Annotated in this window: 21 protein-coding genes and 2 pseudogenes; 20 read left to right on the plus strand and 3 right to left on the minus strand. The window is 35.1% G+C overall.

What is annotated here, in order from left to right; translation table 11 throughout:
* Positions 1-136 precede the first annotated feature (136 nt).
* Positions 137-523, plus strand: coding sequence for a hypothetical protein (locus tag IGJ19_RS01815; protein ID WP_071866564.1), 387 nt, complete (start codon positions 137-139; stop codon positions 521-523).
* A 688-nt stretch (positions 524-1,211) separates the two neighbouring features.
* On the opposite strand, the gene IGJ19_RS01820 is transcribed toward IGJ19_RS01815, so the two are convergent.
* Complete coding sequence (locus IGJ19_RS01820; protein WP_074800533.1) at positions 1,212-2,168, minus strand: 1-phosphofructokinase family hexose kinase; 957 nt, start codon at positions 2,166-2,168, stop codon at positions 1,212-1,214.
* Positions 2,168-2,926, minus strand: coding sequence for a DeoR/GlpR family DNA-binding transcription regulator (locus IGJ19_RS01825; RefSeq protein ID WP_430604335.1), 759 nt, complete (start codon positions 2,924-2,926; stop codon positions 2,168-2,170). Before IGJ19_RS01825 ends, IGJ19_RS01820 begins: the two co-directional genes overlap by 1 nt.
* A 281-nt stretch (positions 2,927-3,207) precedes the next feature.
* Between IGJ19_RS01825 and IGJ19_RS01830 the strand changes: the two genes are divergently transcribed.
* The 13 genes and pseudogenes from IGJ19_RS01830 (at position 3,208) to IGJ19_RS01890 (ending at position 13,847) form a co-directional block, all read left to right on the plus strand.
* On the plus strand, positions 3,208-3,669 hold the full coding sequence (locus IGJ19_RS01830) for a PTS sugar transporter subunit IIA (RefSeq protein WP_071866567.1): 462 nt from the start codon (positions 3,208-3,210) through the stop codon (positions 3,667-3,669).
* A 20-nt stretch (positions 3,670-3,689) separates the two neighbouring features.
* On the plus strand, positions 3,690-3,989 hold the full coding sequence (locus IGJ19_RS01835; RefSeq protein ID WP_071866568.1) for a PTS sugar transporter subunit IIB: 300 nt from the start codon (positions 3,690-3,692) through the stop codon (positions 3,987-3,989).
* 37 nt (positions 3,990-4,026) lie between these two features.
* Complete coding sequence (locus IGJ19_RS01840; RefSeq protein ID WP_195273655.1) at positions 4,027-5,418, plus strand: PTS galactitol transporter subunit IIC; 1,392 nt, start codon at positions 4,027-4,029, stop codon at positions 5,416-5,418.
* A gap of 29 nt (positions 5,419-5,447) precedes the next feature.
* On the plus strand, positions 5,448-5,693 hold the full coding sequence (locus IGJ19_RS01845; RefSeq protein ID WP_161641560.1) for a hypothetical protein: 246 nt from the start codon (positions 5,448-5,450) through the stop codon (positions 5,691-5,693).
* Between the two features lie 23 nt (positions 5,694-5,716).
* The gene (locus tag IGJ19_RS01850; protein WP_074800524.1) at positions 5,717-6,469 is read left to right on the plus strand and encodes a class II aldolase/adducin family protein; all 753 of its coding nucleotides are present in this window, start codon (positions 5,717-5,719) and stop codon (positions 6,467-6,469) included.
* A gap of 820 nt (positions 6,470-7,289) precedes the next feature.
* The gene (locus IGJ19_RS01855) at positions 7,290-7,544 is read left to right on the plus strand and encodes a hypothetical protein (protein ID WP_130029228.1); all 255 of its coding nucleotides are present in this window, start codon (positions 7,290-7,292) and stop codon (positions 7,542-7,544) included.
* Positions 7,545-8,062: 518 nt separating this feature from the next.
* Positions 8,063-9,085: pseudogene (locus tag IGJ19_RS01860) on the plus strand (IS30 family transposase).
* 75 nt (positions 9,086-9,160) lie between these two features.
* Positions 9,161-9,430: an ATP-binding protein gene (locus IGJ19_RS01865; RefSeq protein ID WP_430604558.1), complete on the plus strand. Its 270-nt coding sequence runs from the start codon at positions 9,161-9,163 to the stop codon at positions 9,428-9,430.
* Positions 9,427-9,882: a response regulator transcription factor gene (locus IGJ19_RS01870; RefSeq protein WP_195273654.1), complete on the plus strand. Its 456-nt coding sequence runs from the start codon at positions 9,427-9,429 to the stop codon at positions 9,880-9,882. The genes IGJ19_RS01865 and IGJ19_RS01870 overlap by 4 nt, the downstream gene beginning before the upstream one ends.
* 341 nt (positions 9,883-10,223) lie before the next feature.
* Complete coding sequence (locus tag IGJ19_RS01875) at positions 10,224-10,499, plus strand: lactococcin 972 family bacteriocin (RefSeq protein WP_104776223.1); 276 nt, start codon at positions 10,224-10,226, stop codon at positions 10,497-10,499.
* 98 nt (positions 10,500-10,597) lie between these two features.
* Positions 10,598-12,766, plus strand: coding sequence for a hypothetical protein (locus IGJ19_RS01880; protein ID WP_161641556.1), 2,169 nt, complete (start codon positions 10,598-10,600; stop codon positions 12,764-12,766).
* 5 nt (positions 12,767-12,771) lie between these two features.
* Entirely contained in the window at positions 12,772-13,407 is a 636-nt protein-coding gene (locus IGJ19_RS01885) for an ABC transporter ATP-binding protein (protein ID WP_217809051.1), read from the plus strand.
* Positions 13,408-13,424: 17 nt separating this feature from the next.
* Complete coding sequence (locus tag IGJ19_RS01890) at positions 13,425-13,847, plus strand: hypothetical protein (RefSeq protein ID WP_430604336.1); 423 nt, start codon at positions 13,425-13,427, stop codon at positions 13,845-13,847.
* A gap of 528 nt (positions 13,848-14,375) precedes the next feature.
* Here IGJ19_RS01890 and IGJ19_RS01895 read toward each other — a convergent pair.
* Positions 14,376-14,477, minus strand: a pseudogene (locus IGJ19_RS01895) (SOS response-associated peptidase); the annotation flags it as partial.
* Positions 14,478-14,807: 330 nt separating this feature from the next.
* Here IGJ19_RS01895 and IGJ19_RS01900 point away from each other — a divergent pair.
* From IGJ19_RS01900 to IGJ19_RS01925, 6 genes are all read left to right on the plus strand, one after another.
* A complete protein-coding gene (locus IGJ19_RS01900) occupies positions 14,808-16,427 on the plus strand; it encodes a glycoside hydrolase family 13 protein (RefSeq protein ID WP_430604337.1) in 1,620 nt (539 codons plus the stop codon).
* A gap of 349 nt (positions 16,428-16,776) precedes the next feature.
* Positions 16,777-17,031, plus strand: a complete 255-nt coding sequence (locus IGJ19_RS01905) for a type II toxin-antitoxin system Phd/YefM family antitoxin (protein WP_071866575.1) — start codon at positions 16,777-16,779, stop codon at positions 17,029-17,031.
* Positions 17,016-17,285 (plus strand): Txe/YoeB family addiction module toxin, encoded by a 270-nt coding sequence (locus IGJ19_RS01910; RefSeq protein ID WP_430604338.1) that lies wholly within the window; start codon positions 17,016-17,018, stop codon positions 17,283-17,285. Before IGJ19_RS01905 ends, IGJ19_RS01910 begins: the two co-directional genes overlap by 16 nt.
* Positions 17,286-17,506: 221 nt before the next feature.
* The gene (locus tag IGJ19_RS01915) at positions 17,507-17,941 is read left to right on the plus strand and encodes a MarR family winged helix-turn-helix transcriptional regulator (protein WP_010736432.1); all 435 of its coding nucleotides are present in this window, start codon (positions 17,507-17,509) and stop codon (positions 17,939-17,941) included.
* Between the two features lie 96 nt (positions 17,942-18,037).
* Complete coding sequence (locus tag IGJ19_RS01920; protein WP_430604339.1) at positions 18,038-19,144, plus strand: NADH-dependent flavin oxidoreductase; 1,107 nt, start codon at positions 18,038-18,040, stop codon at positions 19,142-19,144.
* 16 nt (positions 19,145-19,160) lie between these two features.
* Positions 19,161-19,838, plus strand: coding sequence for a type 1 glutamine amidotransferase domain-containing protein (locus tag IGJ19_RS01925; protein WP_430604340.1), 678 nt, complete (start codon positions 19,161-19,163; stop codon positions 19,836-19,838).
* The last annotated feature ends 7 nt before the right edge of the window (positions 19,839-19,845 follow it).

The raw sequence follows: 19,845 nt of genomic DNA on the forward strand, positions 1-19,845 counted from the left end.
CAGAAGATTTAGAGAATCGTTTGGCAGATAGAAGTTATCTTTTAGATGATACTTTTGATCCTAGTTTTGAAGTTAAAGGATTAGATGAAGTTGCCGAAAAAGCTACTGATATTGTTAATTTAGACGATATTAACGTATGATCGATGAAGAAGTGAATAGATCATATAAAGATTGGAGCCCGGAAAAATCTTACGGATCTCGATTTGAGATAAAAGAGGAGGGCCTATCTTATCGACAATTTGCTAGAAATAGCACTGACTCACAGTTTAGTTTTCATTCTGCAACAAACAATGGAAATCTGATAAAGATTGTCAGCGTAAAGAGGTATTACGGTGGAACTGAGAACAAGTTGAATTCTGAATTTACTGCTATAATTGGCTACTCAGACTTATTTCTTGATGAAGAAAATAAAGTTAACGTTGCTGACCTAGTATCTATCACAGATACTAAGGATTCGACTTATTCCGTGGAATCTGTTATCCAACTGTATGAGGGATACGGATATAAGCGAGTTGAAGAATAATTTACTGATTTTGTCTACCGTAAGAGTTTCGGTAGACAATTTTTATTTTGAAAGAAGGCTTCTTTAAACTCGTGAGAAAATATAGAGGGATTTTAGTTATGTACGTCTCTTGTACACTACTTCAGTATTTTGTTTTATGTTATAAAATTGATAGTGATGTTTATTTAGCAAAAGAGAGAACTATTATATAAAAAACGTGTTCATACGAGCATTCTAAGGTCAGATTCACACGTTAAGAGGTATCATTGGCTAAATGAGTCATCATACCAGCTACGAATAAATATATTTTTAGGGAGGAACGAAGTAAATGAAAGAACAACAATTAGGCTATACTTTTTGGGGACGTCCATTATAAGTATTAGAACGAAGAGCGGCTGTATCGTTCGATTATGCTTGTGGTGAACTGATTCAGTTCAATATTCAAACGAAAAAATATCATTGTGAAAATTGTTACCAATTCATTGATCAAGACTTCCAATTGCTAAACAAAAAAATAAGTAGGTTTGTTATAGTCAGACAATTGTCTGGCTTTTTTCGGCTCTATAATTTATGAATCAGAATTGATTATTCTGTTCCATAAATTATAGAGCCGAAAAACTGGAAAAATCAGTTGTACTTATCCAGGGCTTTTTTTATTTGTATCAAAGAATTTTTTGAACAGTCAAGGGAACAGAGAATATGTAGCGATTTATTCTTTGATCTTGAAAAGGTGGATCTTTTTGCTGAATTCAGCGACTTGCGCGACATCGATCGTACCGTTTGTTTTCGAGAGCGCATTAGACATGCCGCAAGCCATCGAATAGGACAATGCTTGTTCAATTGGATACTGTTTATTCAATGCTACGGCCATTCCACCAACTGTTGAATCGCCACAACCTGTTGTATTTACAATAGCAATTTTAGGAATCTCAATCTTAAAAAAAGTGGATTGGTACTTAACGATTGCCCCATCGCCACCTTGGGAAACCATAACGGTGTCGATCCCCTCGAAAAGAGTGCTCTCTAGCACAGTAAAAATTTCTTGAGATGAACATAATTTTCGTCCAATCAGCTCTTCTAATTCATGCTGATTTGGTTTAACAAAATTCGGACGAGCATTCGTTTGGGCTAAACAATTTTTTAGTTGTTCGCCAGATATATCCATTAGAATCGGTATCTGTTCACCTAATGCTTTACGGATAAATTGAAGCAATTGAGCGTGAAAGTGACCATTCGCAGAGTTTACTGAGCCAGAAATACAGACGACGGTAATCGGATGTTGCTCAATTAACATGGAGAGATGATGATAAAAAAGTTTCTCATCTTCATCAGATAAGTAAAGTCCTTTTTCTACCAGCTCTGTATGGGTGTTTCCGTCGTGCATGATCGTAATCGCATTGCGAGAATTTCCATTGATAGTGAGAAAATCTAATAAATAATGTTCTTCAGCTAGTAAAGAATCAAGAATCGATTTGCCAACATTTCCTCCCAAAATACCGGTTAATAAAACTTCTTCTCCTAACTGTGCGATGACTCTGCCAGCGTTGATGCCTTTTCCCCCAATTGATATATGCGGGTTATCCACCCGATTCACTTGATCCAATTGTAGTGAGGGCACAAGATAGGTGTAGTCCATCGAAGGGTTCATTGTAATCGTTAAAATCATTATTTTTCCTCCTTAAGGATTTCCGTAAAGGAACGATAATGCTCATAAGTAGTCTCAGAAAGTTTATTATCAGTAATTAAATAGTCGACATCAGATAGGGAGTAAAAGGTGTAAACGTCGGAACGATTAAATTTAGAGCTATCTGCAACGATGCATTTTTTGCGGGAATGTTCGAAAGCAACTTGTTGGATCGAACCTTCAACAAGATTCGCAGTGGTGATATTGTTTTCGAAGATCCCATTTGTAGCAGCAAAAGCGAAATCGATATTTAAATTTTCAAAACTTTTTTCTGCGGTTTCTCCATAAAATTCTTCCGTTGTGCGGGAAAATTCCCCACCTGTCAACAGTACACGATAATTTGTATTGTAAATTAAGTAATTAAAGGCGAGCAAACTATTTGTGATCACGAATAAGTTTGCTTTTTTTAGTTCAGGTAAAGCATGGAGCGTCGTTGTTCCGGCACCAATATAAATAGTGTCGTTATCTGAAATGATACTGTTCATGACTTTTCCGATGAATTTTTTTTGAAGAACATTTGTCTCGATTTTTTCTTGGGTAGAAAGCTCATGCTCGATTTTTTCTAGTTTTTGCGCGCCACCATAAATTTTTACCAATAAAGATTGATCCGCTAACTCTGTAATATCTCTACGAATAGTCATACCGGAAACGTCTAATGTTTTAGCTATTTCTGCAATGGATAAGTAGTCATGCTGATTCACTAACGCTAAAATTTTTTCTTGCCGTTCTTTCTTTAACATAGTTTCACCTCGGGTTGGATTAACGATCTTTCAAGTTAATTTTTTCAACTTTCTTTATACATTAATTAATAGCATTTACACTCAGAAAAAGCAAGGATAAATGTTTGGATGTGTTAAAGTTTGTTAATTTTATTTGCAGAAAAGAGCCGACATTTAGAAAAAACTGACAAAAAAGAAAGCGTTGACAACGAATAAATACTATTGTATATTTACATTGTGAAACACATCTTAACAAACATTAACATTTTTTATCATGTAAGTTGAACGAGGAGGAAGAATAGGTGGACTACACGAGTATGTTTGATGAAAGGCTGATTTTTCTCGATTTGGAAGGAGACAATTTGGAAGATCTATTTGGAGAAGTAGCGAAACGACTACAGAAAGAAGCTTTTGTTAATGAGAATTATTTAAAGGGATTAATAGCAAGAGAACAAGTTTTTCCAACTGGGCTGATTACGCAGTATTTAAACATTGGCTTACCTCATTCAGAACCAGCGTATGTCGAAAAGCCTTTTATTGCTATTGTACGTCTAAGTACTGAGGTGAAGATAAAGCAAATGGGAGATAGTCAAGAAATGCTGGTAAGGAATCTCTTTTTTTTAGGAATCAAAGAACCAAAAGAACAAGTCGGCTTATTACAATCATTAATGGCATTGTTTATGGATGGAAAATTTGTAAAGGCATTCATTGAAGCGCGAGAGGCACAAGTAATTTATCAATTGGTAACGCAGAATATAAAATGAATTTTGGGGAGGATTTTAAGATGAAAAAAAGATTAATCGTAGCATGTGGGAGTGGTGTTGCAACAAGTCAAACGATCGCAAGTAAAATCGCTGGGATGCTTGAAGACGATGGGATCGATTTCCCCGTTGAAGCAGTGGATTATAAGTCTATCCAAAATGAATTGCCATTGACAGGGATTTATGTTTACGTTGCACAGCCAGATGATGAAGTATTGGAAAAAGCAGAAGAGTTAGGAGTACATGTTTTTGCCGGAATTCCGTTTCTGACGGGCATGGGTATGGATGCTATTTATGATGAGATCAAGGAATTGATTGCCTAGCACAAAAAAATCTTATCAAAAGAAAGAAGTGAAAAAAATGCAACTATTTCAAGATGTTATCAATTATATTCTAGATTTGGGTTCCGCCATTTTTGTACCACTAATCATTTTGCTCCTAGGTTTGATTGCGGGTATGAAATTCAAAAAAGCATTTATGTCCGCGATTACGTTAGGCATTGCTTTTACAGGGATGTCGATGGTCATTGGTTTTATGTCAAACGCAGTTAGTCCAGCATCTGAAGCATTGGCAAAAAATACGGGCTTGAATTTGCCGGCGCTAGATCTAGGATGGACTGGAGCGGCGAGTATCACCTGGTCATGGTCCTATGCATTTATTTTCTTCGCAGTTGTTCTCGGTGTGAATTTTATTATGTTGATTTTTAACTGGACAAAGACGCTCAATGTCGATATGTGGAATGTGTGGGGCAAAGCACTAACGGCCTATCTTGTCTACTTTGTCAGTGGTAGTTTACTGGCTGGGTTTGTTACTGCCATCATCCAGGTCATATTGGAACTTAAGATGGGAGATATGTTCCAACGCCATATTGAGGATTTGACAGGTATCCCTTTAGTAACCGTAACACACTTAATGAATATTTCAGCAGTACTCTTATTACCAATCAATGTGATCATGGATAAAATTCCTTTCTTTAACCGGCGCGCCGATACAAAAGCATTAAAAAAGAAAATCGGTATCTTCTCTGAAAACTCAGTGATGGGATTTCTCATCGGCTTGGGTTTAGGGTTGGCCGCAGCTTATGGGGTTTCGGGTTCATTAAATTTAGCTATTCAAATCGCTACAGCAATGGCCTTATTCCCAATGATCTCAAAAATGTTTATGCAGTCTCTTTCACCACTTGCCGATGCAATGTCGGAAATGATGAAAAAACGGTTTAAAGACCGGGAAATTTACATTGGGTTAGATTGGCCTATCTTAGCTGGTCGCACTGAGATTTGGGTCGCCGCGATCTTATTAGTACCAGTCTTTATTGGTTATTCAATCGTTCTACCGGGAAATGCTGTTTTACCTTTAGCGGGAATTATCAACTATTCGATCGCAGTAGGTGGTTTATTACTCACAGGCGGAAATTTGGTTCGTATGCTGATCATGGGGGTCATTTCGATGCCAATTTATCTGTATGCAGCCACTTATTTAACTCCAATCTTAACGGGCTTAGCAGATCGAACCGGTGCAGTTGAAGGAATACAAAAAGGCCAACAAATTACCTGGTCTTCGATCGAAGGACCGGAATTTCGAATCTTGTTTGCAGAAGCGTTTAAAGGAAATATCTTGGGTATCATCGGGTCAGTTCTGTTTATCGCAATGTTTGTTTGGTTGTATAAATATATGAGCAAGGTAAAGGTGCCAAGTCAAAGATATGAAGAACAAGGGACACAATCTACGCAAGTACGTGCGACGAATGGCTAAACTTTTCAAAAAGTAAAGGGGCGACAAAAATGGGAAAGAGCGAAAAAATAAAATGGCAACTACTTCTTTTTCTAGCAATTGGCTGCTATCTCTTAGCTTTGGTGACACAACAGTACCTATTTAATGTCGTAGCTATTGGTCTAGCAGTCTGCGTTTATAAATATGGCAATCCAGTACTTTTCAAAGAATACGATGAACGGAAAAAGAAACAGGATGAAGAAGCATCCAAAATAAGAGCAGCTGTACAAACAATCATACGTAACAAAACGCTTTAAAAATAAAAAAGGTGGTTTTGAATATGTCAGATGGACGGATGATTTTTGAAAGAGAGCGGGAAGATTTAGCGCGAATCGTAAAATTGATCTTTACAAGGAAGAATACGAATGTGGCAGGCGGTAATTTCTCTTTTAAAACAACTGATGAAGTAGGGAAAGAATATATTATTATGACACCGACTATGATGTCAGAAGCTTATTTAGGGGAAGTCTCACCAGCACAAATCTTAGTCGTTGAGCCTCATACAAGAAAAGTGATTGATGGGGTAGGTCAACTTACACGAGAAATCAACTTACACGAAGCGGTTTATGATACGAATCCAGCGATAAAAGCGGTTTTACATGCCCATTCGCCACACTCGATGTTTTGGGCAACCGCCGGCTTGGATATGCCTAATTTAACGGAAGCAACCCAAAAAATCGGCTATATTCCTGTGTTAGACTTTGAACCTAATTGCTCGCCAGAATTAGCAGAATTAGTCTCTGATTACATGAAAAAAGAACAAGTAGCCTTACCGAATATGTTGCTACTCAACAGTCACGGAGTGTTGATCAGTGCGCCAGGAGCATCGGGCATTGAAGCGATCCATAAAGCTTTACAGATTCTAGATACTACGGAATGGAATGCCGAAATTGCATATAAGCAAACAATATTCCAATCCTTAGGTTTATTAGATGGTTTTTATTCTAAAGGTAGACAGGTAGGAACCCTTGAAGATTTGAAAAATCATACGCCGATTTATAATAAAGAAGAAATTTTTGCTGGTGGTGATTAACTATCAGTTAATCATCTATTACGATTGAAAAAAATCCAAGAACATTCGTTTACGAGTTCTTGGATTTTTTTCTTATGATGGGGATTTTGTTACTGAACTTCAAATAAAAATTTAAGTACGCTTAATGTAAATATTATTAAAAATTACTTATTCTTGAGAACATTCCACAAATCGAACCGCTGAAAAATAAGGACTAGAATATGACGACATGAAATTAATCGATCTTTACGATAATAATCGTTTAAAATATATGTGGTCTTTTGAATACACGGATAAAAACTTTGTTAATTACGTAGCAGCAATCCCACAGTTCAAGTTTATACGATTAGTGGAATTATCTAGCGATGAGGTAGTTCTAACGACGATTGGAAATTTTCTTGACTATATACCTGACCAAAATTAGTTAGAAAAAATTTGTCCTAGCTTGGTTGCTAAATAAATGCAAGAAGAGGTAGTAAATAAAGTGACGATATTTAATAGATACAAAGATGCGAGATTTATCTAGTTCGTCAGATATATGAAGAGACAAGATCGTTAAATTTAGAAAGTACATAATGAAAAGGACTCAATGCCTAAAAACGTGTTGAGAATTTTTTATGGTTTTGATAATTTTTGCATAATGTTATAACCAACGATCAAAGGTTATTGAACAGTTATGATGTTAAAACAATAATTTATGAAAAATTGGCAACATTTAAAAATAGCATGATATATTGAAGTAGGGAGTATGATGTTCAATTAATTTAAGGAGATGAAATAATGAAAAAAAGTGATACTAAAAGGCTTAATTTTAACTACGTTTATGTTAATGGCGTGTTCAATGATTATCCCAGATGAAGTTGCTTTTGCCAGTGAAGAAACTATTTCTGGCAGTGAAGAAGTTATAGATGAATCTAGCAATAATATGCAGGTGGATATGTCAGGATTAGTGATACATAGGAGCGTTGGTACCCTCAATTTTTCTGAGTATGTTTATATGCAAAATAAACCACATGGATCAAGTCGTTGGCTTCCAACCTTGACAAAAATTTGGCAGGTTAAATATAAAGACGGAAAAAATACCAAGGTTATGTGAATTGGACAGGTAAGTATAAAAATGGTACGCAAATTGGTGCATATTATCAATACACTGGCGTGTTAACTAGAGCATAATTTTTATAGGAAAGATAAAGTTATGATCCTTGGATAAACGAAAGGTGACAGTATATTGAAATTAAAAACGATTCGTTCTATTAGAGTAGTAAAAATAATACAGTCCTTACTTAGTTTCTCGTCTGTCTACTTACTAATAAAAGGACCTAAGTATGTATTTTTAATACCACTATTATTTGGTTTTCTCTTGGAACTAATCCTTCCAAAAGAGTATGGTGGGGGGAATATTCAAAAATAAAAAGAATGTATTTATACATTCAGATAAAATTTGGACTGAACCACTTATTGGAATTATACTTTTGATTATATTTATTATTTTTTCAACTATTTAATTATGGCGAATTTTATAATGAACTTAGACACCTAAGGCATAAAAAAATGCCATCGTTAAATTTCATGTATTATTGAAGTTCCTAGACAATCAATAAGGATGAAATCACGATGACGCAAACTGAGAATACCACAGAATCACGCAAAGGAAAACACCTTGATCAAGAGGAACGTAATAAAATTGAAGCATGGAAACAACTGGATACACCATTATCCAATCGTCAAATCGCTAAAAAGCTTGATCGATCGAATCAAACAATCCACACGGAAATTAAAGACGGAACGGTTCGCCAAATCAAACGACAAATTCAAAATGGTCATGCCTATTCCTATGAGTACTTCACCTATTCAGCAGCGGCTGGGCAAGCTTCCTACGAAAAAGTGCGCGAGTCCTCGTGCAAGAAACCTAAATGGGTGGACACACCTGATTTCATGGCGTATATCGACCAACAAATGAAACAAGAGAAACGCTCACCGGATGTCGTTGTTCACCACGCGAAGAAGAACAATTTATTTCCGCATGAAAGTATTCCTTGTACAACGACGCTATACAACTATATCGACGATTGTTTGATGGAGACTCGAAATATCGATCTTTGTCTCAAAACACGCAGAAGTACGGAGGCCTCTCGCAATCGCAAGAACAAAACGATTTTAGGTGAACTCATTGAAAACGTCCAGAGATCGTTGATAAACGATAACGCTTTGGTGATTGGGAAATCGATACGGTCAATGGCCTACATTGCGAAAAAATCAGGCATTACTGACATTAACAGAACGTAAGACTCGGTATGAAATGATCATCCAAATTGATGGAAAAACTTCTGACCCAGTCAAACGCGCATTAACGACGTTGCAAGAGGCTGCAGGAAAAAACTTCAGTCAATTGTTCAAGACAATCACTTCGGATAATGGTGTCGAATTTTCTGGTCTAACAGAACTGCTTCAGGGCATCATCGACGTCTATTTTACCCATCTATATTCTTCTTGGGAACGCGGATAGCGGATGTCTCTTTGCGGACGATTCAGCGAGTACAAGACTGGACGAACAACTTGCCGAGAAAGATTTTGAACTATGCGACACCGAGGGACCGACTCTTAGAAGAGCTGTCACATCTCTCTTTATCCGAATGATCAAATAAGGTATTAAAGAATAATAAGTAAATTTCAATAAGTGGCTAACTTGCACTTGAAATTTGCGAACTATTAATAAATGCATACAAACACTCGAAAGCAAACAAAATAGACATTGAGTTAACCCAGAGAGATAACGAAAATATATTACTAGTGATTGATAATAGTACAGGAATAAAAAGGAATCAACTAAATGATGATGAATTTTATTATGATCATTTGGGGTTGCTCTCAATCAAGCAAAAAGTCGATTGCAAAAATGGGAAATTTATTATTTATAGTGGGAAAGAGATTGGCACAGACATTGAAGTTAAGATACCAGTAATGAAAGGAATGAAGATATGAAACTTTTATTAATTGATGATCATCAATTATTTTCCTCGAGCTTAAAATTGGTGATGGAAAAATTTGATATGGTGGAGAAAGTCATTACATTAGATAAGCTTCACTTAATTAATGATTATCTACTCAAAGATATGGTTGATTTAATTTTGTTGGATATAAATCTTGGTAAAGATATCTCTCCTGAAGAATTAGTGAATAATTTATATCAAATTGTTGAAAAAGGCGTCAGTTTTATTGAACAAGAAGAAGCAATTTTGACTAAAAAAGAAAAAGAAATATTAAATTATTTGAGTGAAGGGAGGACACAATCAACAATAGCTAAGGAGTTACTAATTAGCAGAAGGACAGTAAATACACATGTTCAATCGATTCATGATAAATTTAACGTATCTTCAACTTCAGAAGCCATAATCAAAGGAGTAAAATTAGGAATTATTTCTATAATTAATTAAAATGTTAAATACATAAAAAAAGCGATGGGAAATGTAAGTTAGACACATTTTTCCATCACTTTTTATATTCTAATAATTAATAATAATTTTGCACAGAATACCTATTTAAATCATGCTGAATGACGTTTAAAATAAAATTAAAGTTGATAGTAGGATTACTTGAAAGGAGTCAAATAGCACAAACCTTAATTTTTCAAAAGGCTTACTGATAGACACTTGATGCTAATTAGATAATTTTAGTTAGTTTCAAAATTGTTGTTATTGCTGAATTACTGTTTGATACACTTTCTATGTAATTATTCTAGTTAACTATTAATTTTAAAATCAGAAGGAGGATATTTATGAAAAAAATAGTTGTTTGTACATTATCTTTAATTGTCTTGGCTACTGGTGGTATCGCTGCCTCTGCTGCAACGGAATACCCTGATGGTGGTACATGGAATTATGGTGTCGGTATCACAGGTTCATATTCTGATTATTTCCATGGTACTAAACGCCACAGCGCTACTGTAAAAAAAGGTTCAGACGAATCTTATCAAGCTCAAGGGGCTGGCGTGTGGGCTAAGGCTCGTCTTGGCGCATATTCAGGATGTAATTTCTATTATAATTATTGGTAGAATGGCTTTGAGAGAGTATACATATTTTCTCAACTATAATAGGAACGGAGCGTATGTATTTTACGTTCCGTTTTTCTTTAAAATTTGGGGGAACTACTTTGAAAAAAACAATGATCTTATTCCTATCTATAATAACAATTCTAATAAGTGTTGCATTTGCACTAAATAAAAAATCAGAAGAAGATAAATATTATGATAATATTGAGTTAACTAGTAATTCCACTCATTTTTTCATAAAAGATTCGGATATATCAATTGATGATCAGTTATCAGAGTTTGCTTCTTTATCAAAAAAATACAACGCTACATTTATTCGTTCTGATATTTTAACAGAAAATGGAAAAACATATATTTATAAGTCAGGTATATATTCTACTAATTATTTTGATCAATTGGGTATCAAGCTAGCAAGTGGAAAAATTCCTGCTTCTAATAATGAGTTTCTTGCAAATTATAATACTGAAGATAACAATCAAAGTGGCCGTATTTCGAATATGTTTTCTGATAAGAAGTTGATTTTTGGAACATTGCAGGATTTTTATACTAAAAATAAAATGAGTGTAAATGGCAGCTATACACTTATATCAGAATCAAAAGATTCAGCTGATATTTTAAATCAGATTTCTACAGTTTTTAAAATACCTAAAGATGAACTGTTAAAAGCTACTTATGAGCAAGCATATGGCCAAGGAACGATATACTTGTTAGTGTTAGTGTTATCAATCATTATCATGGCAATATTCTGTCTGATGAGTGCATTTTATCCAATTGCTAAGTTAAAAGAAATCGGTGTGATGAAATTGCTTGGCTTTAAAGATATAGATATTTGGATAAAGCTTAATAAAATTATATTATTAATCCCTGCGCTTTTCTATATATGTACACTGCCTATTCAATTCTTTATTATTCCAGATAGCAATCTATCTTATTTCTTGGAATTAACGTTAGTTGAATTAGTTGTTTTTGTATTAGCTTGGGTATTTTCTTTAGTAATGTTAATCATTATTAGACGCTATAATCTTTCGGATATTTTAAAAAATTTCTTTAATTTAAAATTTTCACTTTATTTCAGTTATCTATTGAAGTTTTTCGTTTTCGTTGCCGTTGTTGCCGTTATTCCTTTGTTAGTAACAGAATTAAATACTCTACATAAGGACTTAAAAGCAAAAGATTTGTATGAACAGCAGAAACATTATCTTACACTATCAAAGTTTAACTACGTTGATGATGAATTCCAAGAGTCTCTCCAAGGGAAAGGAAAATTAGATTCTAAATTAATTAATCTGTATAAAGAGTTAGATACTTCAGCTGATATTCAATATGTTTCAGTAAGTAATATAAATGCTACCGTATTTAACGGAGCTAAAATAAATACAAGCAAATTTAAAAATATAGAATTTGATGATTCGGACGATTACCTAATTATGAGTGCTAATGAGAACTATCTGAAAAGAATTCAATTCAAGTTACCAACACCTTCATCAAAAATATTTTCTGAAACAGAAATGACTTACCTAGTTCCTGAATATTTGAAAAAAGATTTTGAAAAAACAGAATTTTTTATAAGAATTCAAATCGCATCTCTTCTATCGGATAACTCGTTTGAAAATATTGAAGATATCCCAATTAGGTTTATCTTTTATCCAAACAGTGAAAACGAAATATTCTCTGAAAATATAGAAATGATAGGGAATAATAAGACGTTTATAAAAAATCCGATTATTTTTTGCATAAATAACAATACAATAAACACAAGTAGTATGTTCTTGAAAAATAGTCCTTTAAGTAATCCACTTAGAATTGAGAATACTAAAGAAAATAAACATGCAATAAGTGAGGCGATAATAAATAACAGCCTTGAGAATAATTCTATACAATTTGAAAATATTCTTTCCACAGGCTTTGCACAAGAATTGCTTATTTCACAATCTAGTGTAGGGATTTGGATTACTATCCTATGTCTAACGATTTCAGTTAGTGTATTAGCTTCTTATTACATTATATTGATTATTTTGGCTTCCAAGAGAAAAGAAATGATTGTATCAAGACTTTTAGGCTATACTTTCTATGATAGGTATCGCAATGAAATTTTCTATTTCTTTTCCATCTATATTTTTGGACTAATAGAAATAGTCATTTTGAATAGGCAACTACTGTCAATTCTTGCTTACTTGTTACTAGTATCAATAGATATTTTTATTATTTTCTTAATGGTTACTCGATATGAAAAAGGAACACTTAGTGCAGGTTTGAAGGGGGATGTATGATGAGTATTATTAATATCAAAAACTTCAATAAAAGTTTCGGTGATAAAGTCGTTTTTGAAGATTTTAATTTAGAAATCAATGATGGCGATATGGTTGCAATAACCGGTCCTAGTGGGTGTGGAAAAACAACTTTGCTTAATACTATTGGCTTGATTGAGCCAGTGGAACAAGGTGAATACCATATTTTTCAGAAAGCAGCACCAAAAATAAATTCGAAGCAAGCCAATAAAATGATTAGAGAAAACATTTCATATTTGTTCCAAAATTTCGCATTAGTCGACAATTTTACTATAAAAGAAAATTTACTGATGGCGTTAAGGTATGTGAAACAAACAAAAAAAGAAAAAGAAGAGTCAATAGATAATGCACTAAGAATGGTTGGATTAGAAAATTATCAAAAATTAAAAGTATTTGAAATTTCAGGTGGAGAACAACAGCGAGTTGCTATTGCTCGTTGCCTCTTAAAACCAAGTAAAGTTATTCTCGCAGATGAACCAACTGGATCACTGGATACAAAAAATAGAGATGAAATTTTAGCAATCTTGAACCAGTTAAATGCAAGTGGGAAAACTATTATCATAGTAACACATGATAACAAAGTAGCAGAGAGTTGTCATCATACTATTGGACTCGGTGTATAAAAAAGAAGGAGCTACAAATGAAATTACAAAATAGAACACTTAAGAAACTATCGATTTTGATTCTTTTGGTAGTTGGTGTTATTTCTTCCTTTTTATATGTAACATCACGATTTGATTCGCTAAATAAATTTAATCCTCTAGTAAAAATGCAAGTTGGATACGCAATTGTACCTGAAAAAGTGACATACAATGGTGGAAAAGAATATGCTGATGATGGAAAGCGTCAAATACCAGATGATTATGAGAATATTGAAGTAATAAATTCAACTACTATGAAAATTGAAAAATTAACATTTAAAGGTGGGCAAGCTCCAGAAAATCATAATTATATTAAAGTTCGTTATAAAGGAAGCTATGTATACAAAATAACGTTTATAACAGATGATTCAGTCCCTAGCGATGTGATGAAAGTAATAAGAAAAAATAAAACCGCTGAATAACAAAAATTGGTAAAAAACTAAATTCAGAAATTAAACTAAGACATAAAAAAAGGAATCCGTTTCGGTGGCGAAGCCAAACAGAAACGGATTCCTTTTTTTGATGACATATAGCCCCATATTCTAACAGGGGGCTAACAAGTAACAGGGAACTGTCTCAACTACCCTATTGAGGCTGATATATCAACGTTCTTGTTGTCACATTCCATTAGGAATGGTCACACGATTCTTCCCTATTTTTCTGGGTATTCTTTATTGAGTAAATGATTCTTTTCAACCTCTTCGACGAATGGCCGATATAACTGTCCATTAAAAATTTCAAAGTTCCTTTCTTTGAACGCCTATGTTCTCATCTATTTACTATAAGATATAAATATCCTTTTTATCTATATCAGAAAAATATTCACTCTGTAAACCTGAATTTGATTTACAATGCTCTAAATAAAATTCCATATTTCCCTAATTGACTTTGCTTTTCTTTGGATTGTTCCTGGGCTAATTGTTTATTAGTTTCATGGAGTTCTGCTTCTAAATGATAAGCGGCATACGATCATGGACAGGTGAAGCCGATTCGTTGGGTTTTGTGGTTATAATAATTGATTCCATTTCAAATCCTGCACCGGTCTTATGTGTCATTTTTCTAGATAAATAGAATAAATTTTCAGCGATAAGTGACAAATAATTAGAAAAAATTGTGCCAATTAACCATAAAAATTACAAATGATATACTAGTGTCTATCTAGAGTACACTCTAAACGCTCATGTTGATAGCAATCTATACTTATTTCAATCAACAGTTTCTGTTTTAAGGCGCTAATCCATTGATTGAAACTTTCTCCACGCTCTTTTTTATTTCTAAACCCCAGATTTTAATGTTATCGGTAACATGTTTGTACCTGTTTACTCTTGTTTTTGTAAGCGTTACAATTCTTTAAGAATAGGACAAAACAAATGGAGGATCATATGGAGAAAAAATGGTGGCATCAATCAGTTGTATATCAAGTGTATCCACGTAGTTTTCAAGATACGAATGGAGATGGAATCGGTGATTTAAGAGGGATTATTTCAAGATTAGATTATTTAACCTATTTAGGGATCGATACGATTTGGCTTTCCCCAGTCTATGAATCACCAAATGATGACAATGGCTATGACATCAGCGATTATGAAGCAATCATGGCTGAATTTGGGACGATGGCTGAAATGGACGAACTGATTGAGGAAGCGAAGAAATCAGGCATCAAAATCATTTTAGATCTAGTCGTCAATCACACTTCTGATGAACATCCATGGTTTATCGAATCACGAAAAAGCAAAGACAATCCATATCGAGATTATTATATCTGGCGTGATCCAGTAAATGGTGACGTGCCTAATTCACTACGTTCGATCTTTAGTGGACCGGCTTGGGAATTTGATGAAACGACAGGTCAATATTATTTGCATCTATACAGCAAGAAACAACCTGATTTGAATTGGGAGAACGAGCTGGTCAGACAAGAAGTTTATGATATGATGAATTTTTGGATCGACAAAGGAATTGGTGGATTCCGTATGGACGTCATCGATACGATCGGCAAATTACCGGATCAAGAAATTACCAATAATGGTCCTCGACTCCATGAATATTTACAAGAAATGAATCAAGCAACTTTCGGAGATAAAGATTTGATGACGGTAGGAGAAACGTGGAGCGCAACGACAGAAATCGCGAAGCTTTATTCTGACCCCAAACGAAATGAGCTATCCATGATCTTCCAATTTGAACATATGACTTTGGACCAGCAAGCAGGCAAGGATAAATGGGATCTAAAAGCTTTAGATGTCTCTGAACTGAAACAGGTCTTGTCCAAGTGGCAGACAGCATTAGGTGATGAAGGTTGGAACAGCTTATTTTGGAATAACCACGATTTACCGAGAATCGTTTCACGTTGGGGGAATGATCAAGAATACCGCGTGGAAAGTGCAAAGATGTTTGCTATTTTACTACACATGATGAAGGGGACTCCTTACATTTATCAAGGAGAAGAACTAGGTATGACGAATGCTCCGATCCAGGACATTTCAGAAGCCCAAGACATCGAAACAATCAATATGTATCATGAGCGTTTCGCATCTGGCTATCGTAAAGAAGAGATCTTGCAGTCTATCAATGCCAAAGGGCGTGACAATGCGCGTACCCCAATGCAGTGGGATGAAACAGCACATGGTGGATTTACGACAGGAACGCCTTGGCTATCCGTTAATCCAAACTACAAAACGATCAATGCAAAACAAGCAGTCGCAGATCCCTCTTCGATTTTCCATACGTACAAACGTTTGATTGAGTTACGCAAACACAATGAGATCATCGTTTGGGGAGAATATGAATTGTTGGCAGAAACGTCAGCCGAGGTTTTTGCTTATTATCGTACACTCAATGAAGAACGTTGGCTAGTTGTGTGTAACCTATCCGAGCAAACACATGGATTGACTATTCCACAAGAAGCAACGGAACTGATCATTGCCAACTATGACCGAGAAGTACCTATGGGAGAAGTTGAATTACGTCCTTATGAAGCGTTTGTGGTGAAAATTAAATAATGAGTGATAGAAGTGCTTAGCTCCGAGAAATAAGCGTGAAATACCAGAAATTGTTCTTGGAATTTTTGAGATGTACGCTTATTTCACTAGTAGTTATTTCTGGAACATCGTTCATTCGGTTTAAGTGTGCAAGATTCCTAATATCTTCCAGCCTATTGTTGCATTCTTTAAGATAGGCTGGAAAATATTGTATAAAAAGCTATGTTTCTTTCTTTTTGATCAGTCAATTAAATCAAAGGATAAAGCCTACATTAACAAGAAGTATAAGACAAAATTCAATAAATTCACGCTTGTTGACGTACGCTTTTATGTACGTTATAGTTAATAATAAAGAAGGATGTGAATAGAGATGGAAGTAATTACACCAACGAAGGCTCGAAATAATTTGTATAGCTTGATTAAGCATGTTGTGGCGGACAATCAACCGGTTGAAATTATCAATACTAAAAGTGAAGATGAAAGTGTAGTAATTATTAGTAAGGCAGATTGGAATGCAATTCAGGAAACGCTGTATTTACAAAATACAGGGGTACTTAATCAGATTAAGCACTACGAAGAGGAAGAAACGGAAGAGTTAGGTGAGATTGATTGGGATACCTTATAGACATTAAAAAAAATGCAAAAAAAGATTTTACTAAACTTAAAAGTGCAGGGTTACATAAAAAGTTTGATGAATTACTCAAGGTCATTCGAAAGAATCCTTTTCAGTCACCGCCACCGTATGAAAAACTAGTAGGAATTCCGTATTACTCAAGAAGAATCAACATTCAGCATAGACTAGTTTATAGTGTGGACATTGAGAGGGAAATAGTAACAATTCTTTCCGTCTGGTCTCATTATGAGCGTGGGTTGTTTTAAAGTGCGTAAACTGAATTGCTCATTTCATGATATATGACTGTTTAGACACTACAGTGGAAATTTGCCCTTAGTTATTTTACACATTCTAAAACTGAATAGATGCTTCTACATATCATTGTATTTTTATAGGTGATCATTTGAACTACATATGAATGCTATCCTCCTCTTTGACAAATCAACTAAATCATACTATGATATGTACGCTAACAGGAGGTGTAAAAATGGGGAAATCAATTGAACGTTCGTTAGAAGAATGTCTTTTTTTTAGTGTGAAGAAGCTCGATCGAGTATTGAATAAATTAGCTGATGAAGCCTTCAAGAAAACAGGACTTGCACCTACTTATGGATTTATCTTACTGATTTTGAAAGAAAAAAACGGTATTCCTCAAAAAGATATCGCGCAGATGTTGTATTCAGCGCCTTCAACGATTGCACGTTTTGTAGAAAAGTTAGAATATAAAGGCTATGTCAAAACGGTTACAGAAGGACGGTTATCTTTGGTATTTTTAACTGATGAAGGTCGTGAATTTGTCAAAGAGATCGACAGTAGTTGGGATGAGTTGCACCACGCATATAAAGTTGTTTTAGGTGCTGCCGAGAGCGAGCGGCTTTCTCAAGAGCTGAATGAAGCGACCAATAAATTACAAAAAAAATAAAATTTTTTAAACATAACAGTTGCATGTACAACTAATCGTATGGTTAAATAAATACGAGAAAAAATAAGTGACATTCGTCATATTGGAGGAAGAAGAATGGCAAAATTCAATGAATCAATCACATTTCCATCAGGTAGTGAGCTGAAAAATCGGTTGATGCTATCACCAATGACTACAGAACTTAGCTTTTTTAATGGGGTAATCACAAAAGACGAGATCGAATACTATGTACAACGCTCAAAAGGATTAGGAGCAGTGATCACTGGTGCGGCAAATGTGCAAGACATCGGTAAAGGTTGGCCAGGTGAATTGAGTATCGCCCATGATGAAATGCTTCCTCGTCTAAGCGAGTTAGCACAAGCCATTCAAGGCGAAGGCGCCAAGGCAATCGTGCAGATCTTCCATGGCGGTCGTATGACAAGCCGTGCGACATTATCAGGAGAACAAACAGTATCTGCTAGTGCGATTCCAGCAGAACGTCCAGATGCCGAAACACCTCGGGCATTAAGTGATGAAGAAGTTAGTGAAACGATCCAAGCATTTGGCGAAGCAACACGCAGAGCCATTGAAGCAGGATTTGACGGAGTAGAATTACATGGTGCGAATACTTACTTGATCCAACAATTCTTTTCTCCTCATTCGAACCGTAGAGAAGATCAATGGGGTGGTTCTTTAGAGAAACGTTATCATTTTATTGAAGAATTATTGAAATCTGTCTTCCAAGCAGTTGAAACACACGCAACCAAACCATTTATTGTTGGCTATCGTTTTTCACCAGAAGAATTTGAAACACCAGGTATCCGTTTTGAAGAAACGATTTGGTTGATGGAACAATTACGTGAAACGAAATTAGACTATCTGCATCTTTCATTGAATACCTATGATCGTGTGGCTCGTTCTGAGACCTACAACGAAAAATCAATTCTTGAATATGTCCACGAAACGATTCAAGGGAAAATCCCGTTAGTAGGTGTCGGTAATGTCCGTAACCGCAAAGATGTCGAGTCTGTGTTAGCTCATGCGGAACTCGTAGCAGTAGGTCAACAAATGTTGGTAGATCCAGAATGGGCGGTCAAATTATTAGAAGGTCGAGATGCTGAATTTGTGACGAAACCTTTTTCTGAAGCATACAAAGACTTGTATTTACCAAGTCCGTTGTATAATTTTCTTGATCAACGCTATGGATCAACCATCAATATCTAAGAAAGAAGCTGAAAAAATGAAAGTTTTGATTGTTTTGACAAATGTAGAAAAATACGACAATATCGAGCGTCCAACAGGTTTATGGTTAAGTGAATTGACTCATTTTTATGATGTATTAGTCAAAAACAAGATCGAAGCTGATTTTGTTAGCCCGAATGGCGGATACGTACCATTGGAACCAAAAAGTATATTAGATATGGACCAAGTGGATTGGACCTATTACCAAGATGAAGACTTTCGTAATCGTGCGTTAGGTCAAACGTTACGTCCGGATGAAGTGGACCCAACAGAGTATACGGCGATTTATTATGCCGGTGGTCATGGAACGATGTGGGATTTCCCCGGATCAGAAAAATTAGCAGAGATTGGTTCTGCGATCTACAAAAATAATGGGATCGTATCAGCGGTTTGTCATGGGGTCGTAGGCTTATTACCTGTCGTTGATGAAAATGGACAGTCCATTTTATCTGGACGTAAAGTGACTGGCTTTAGTAATGAAGAAGAGGAATTAAACGGAACAACGAATAACGTACCATTCCTGACCGAAGATTCATTGAAAGAAAAAGGGGCCGATTATCAGGCAGGGAAAGCTTTTACTGAAGTTGTTCATGCAGATGGGCGTTTATTAACAGGACAAAACCCACAGTCTGCACATTTATTAGGAGAAAAAGTCGTTGCTGAATTGACGAAATAACGTGGAG

This window comes from Enterococcus sp. DIV1368b, from assembly GCF_050529595.1.
In the GTDB taxonomy this organism is placed as follows: Bacteria; Bacillota; Bacilli; order Lactobacillales; family Enterococcaceae; genus Enterococcus_B; species Enterococcus_B mundtii.